Source organism: Pseudoroseomonas cervicalis ATCC 49957, assembly GCF_000164635.1.
Lineage (GTDB): Bacteria > Pseudomonadota > Alphaproteobacteria > Acetobacterales > Acetobacteraceae > Pseudoroseomonas > Pseudoroseomonas cervicalis.
The window spans coordinates 678,989-682,200 of the sequence record NZ_GG770778.1; the positions used below are offsets into that span (position 1 = coordinate 678,989).

Below are 3,212 nucleotides of genomic sequence, written 5' to 3' on the forward strand. Positions count from 1 at the left end.
GGGGATGGTCGCGCTGGCCACCGCCTGCACCGGCGCCTGCGCCGCGCCGCCGCCGACCGCGACCAGCTTCGGCCGCTCCACCCCATGCTCCTGGATGGCGTCGATGCCGGTGGCGACCACCGAGACGCGCAGCCGGCCGTTCATGTCCTCATCGACTGAGGAGCCGAAGATGATGTTGGCTTCCTCGTCCACCTCGCGGCGGATGCGGTTCGCGGCCTCGTCGACCTCGAACAGCGTCATGTCGTAGCCGCCGGTGATGTTGATCAGCACGCCCTTGGCGCCGAGCATCGAGGTGTCCTCGAGCAGCGGGTTGCTGATCGCGGCCTCGGCCGCCTTCACCGCGCGGTCCTCGCCCTCGGCCTCGCCGGTGCCCATCATCGCCTTGCCCATCTCGGCCATGACGGTGCGGATATCGGCGAAGTCCAGGTTCACCAGGCCGGGATTGACCATCAGGTCGGTGACGCCGCGCACGCCCATGTGCAGCACGTCGTCGGCCATCTTGAAGGCCTCGGCGAAGGTGGTCCGCTCATTCGCCTTGCGGAAGAGATTCTGGTTCGGGATGACGATCAGCGTGTCGACATAGGACTGCAACTCGTCGAGGCCCGCCTCGGCGGCGCGCTTGCGCTTCGGCCCCTCGAAGTCGAAGGGACGGGTCACCACACCCACCGTCAGAATGCCCCGCTCGCGCGCCATGCGGGCGATCACCGGCGCCGCCCCCGTGCCCGTGCCGCCGCCCATGCCCGCCGTGATGAAGACCATGTGCATGCCTTCGAGATGGCGCGCCAGATCCTCGGTCGCCTCCTCGGCGGCGGCGCGGCCGATCTCCGGCTTGGCGCCGGCGCCGAGGCCCTGCGTCAGATGCGGGCCGAGCTGCACGCGCCGCTCGGCGCGGCTGTGCACCAGCGCCTGCGCATCGGTGTTCGCCACCAGAAACTCGACGCCATCCAGGCCCATCGCGATCATGTTATTGACAGCGTTGCAGCCGGCACCGCCAACACCGATCACGGTGATGCGCGGACTGAAGTCGGTGTGCTGCTGGCGCGGGATCGTCAGGTTCAGCGTCATGGCAGCGTGTCTCCTCGGGAATCGGGCATCGTGGGGCGTGGCGAACCGGGCGCAGATTGCATCAGACGCGGTCGCGAAGCCAGTTGACGAAACGGGTAAATCGCGTGTTTCCGCGATCCGGCCCGGGGTCGATATCGAGCAGCGGCCGGCCCTCGCCCGCGCCCCAGGCAACCAGCCCGAGCGTCGTGGCGAAATCAGGGCCTTGCGCCGCATCCGGCAGGCCGCGCAGCGGCAGCGGGCGGCCGAGGCGCACCGGCCTGTCGAGAATTTGCGCGGCCAGCTCACGCAATCCGACGAGCTGGCTGGCGCCGCCGGTGAGCACCACGCGCGATCCGGCGTCGCGGCCGAGCGCCGCGGCGTCCAGCCGGTCGCGCACCAGCTCCAGCGTCTCCTCGATGCGCGGGCGGATGATGTTGATCACCGTGCTGCGCGGAATGCTGACGAGGTGGTCCTCGTCCTCGCCCACCTGCGGCACCATCACCATGGCCTTGGCGTCATCGCCGCCATCGAGGGCGCTGCCGTCGAGAATCTTGATCCGTTCCGCATGGGCGATCGGCGTCGCCAGGCCGCGCGCCAGGTCGTTGGTGACCTGCCAGCCGCCCACCGGGATCTGCGCCGTGTGCAGCAGGTGGCCCTCGCCATAGACGGCGATGCTGGTGGTGCCGCCGCCCATGTCGACCACGGTGGCGCCCAGCTCGCGCTCATCCTCGACCAGCACCGAGAGGGCGGAGGCGTAAGCCGCCGAGACCGGCTCGTCGATGTCGAGATCGCAACGATGCAGGCACAGACCCAGGTTTCGCAGCGAGGCGGAGGCGGCGTCCACCAGGTGCAGCTGGGCCGCCAGCTGCTCGCACAGCATGCCGCGCGGGTCCTTCACCCCGGGCGTCGCGTCGATGGTGAAGCCGAGCGTGTCGGCATGCACCGTCTCCCGCCCCTCGGCGGCGGCGCGGCGGCGGCTCTCATGCAGCACGGCGCGCAGGTCGGCATCCGTCACAGCGCGGCCACCGATCGGCCACTGGATGGTCATCAGCCGCGAATCCGGCTGGCCGCAGGAGAGGTTGACGATGGCGCTCGTCAACTTGTGCTCCGCCGCGTCCTCGGCCTGGGCGACGGCGGCGCGGATGCACTGCTCCGCCTCCTGCAGGTCGATGACGTTGCCGCCCTTGATGCCGCGCGATTTCTGCCAGCCGCAGCCCAGCACGCGGGCCTGGCCATCGGCCTCGACGCGGGCGATCAGGCAGACGATCTTGGTGCTGCCGATGTCGAGCACGCCGAAATTGCCGCTGCGCGCGCGGCGGCGGCGCGCGGCCGGCGTGGCCTCGGCGGGCAGGGGGAAGGGCAGCACACGGCTCATCCGCGGCCGCTCCGGCGCTGGGCGGTGCCGCGCTGCGGCTCCGGCTCGGGGGCGGGAAGCTGGCGCACCACCAGCCGGTCCGGCAGGCGCAGGTCGATCGCGGCCAGCGGCCGGTCCATCAGCGCGGAGCTGCGCTGCAGCTCGGCCAGGCGCTTGACCGCCACGCCCTCATGCGCCTCGGGCAGCAGCACGTCGGTGCCGTTGTGCAGGCGGAGGTTCCAGCGCCGCTCGCCCACCAGCACCAGCGCCTGCACGCGGCGCTGCACCTCGGGCTCCTGCTTCAGCGCGTCATACAGCGCGGCGCCCAGCCGGTGCGCGCCATCGCCCACCAGCAGCGGCAGCGGGCCGAAGGCGTCCAGCGTGTCGGCCGAGACGACGCGGCCATCGCGGTCCACCACGGCGAACTCGCCATTGTGCTGCCAGATGGCGAAGGGCTTCCGCTCGGTGATGGTGACGGTGATGTTGCCCGAGAGGTTGCGCTGCACCTCGGCGCTCTCGATCCAGGCGATGCTCTCCAGCCGCGCCTTGGCCTGGGCGGGGGAGAAGGCCAGCAGCGGGTCGCCATGGCGCGTGCCGATGGCGGCGCGGATCAGCTCGCGCGGCGTGTTCTGCTGGCCGCGCACGATGATCTCGTTGACGGTGAGCCCGGCGCCGCCGGCGATCTCGGCGATGTTCTCCGAGACGAAGCTGAAGCGGCCGGCCGGATCGAAGGCGGAGACCAGCACGACACCGGCGCCGACCGCGCCGAGCCCGGCCAGCGCCAGCAGCGCCGGGCGCAGCCGCGGCCGCTGCC

At 71.5% G+C, this 3,212-nt stretch carries 3 protein-coding genes; all 3 read right to left on the bottom strand.

Features of this window, described 5'->3' with window-relative positions; all coding sequences use genetic code 11:
* A partial coding sequence (gene ftsZ / locus HMPREF0731_RS10215; RefSeq protein ID WP_007004029.1) for a cell division protein FtsZ occupies positions 1 to 1,065 on the bottom strand: 1,065 nt, incomplete at its 3' end.
* Between the two features lie 61 nt (positions 1,066 to 1,126).
* A complete protein-coding gene (ftsA, locus tag HMPREF0731_RS10220; RefSeq protein WP_007004030.1) occupies positions 1,127 to 2,419 on the bottom strand; it encodes a cell division protein FtsA in 1,293 nt (430 codons plus the stop codon).
* The coding region (locus HMPREF0731_RS10225) for a cell division protein FtsQ/DivIB (protein WP_007004031.1) at positions 2,416 to 3,212 on the bottom strand (797 nt) is incomplete at its 5' end. The genes HMPREF0731_RS10225 and ftsA, both read right to left, overlap by 4 nt.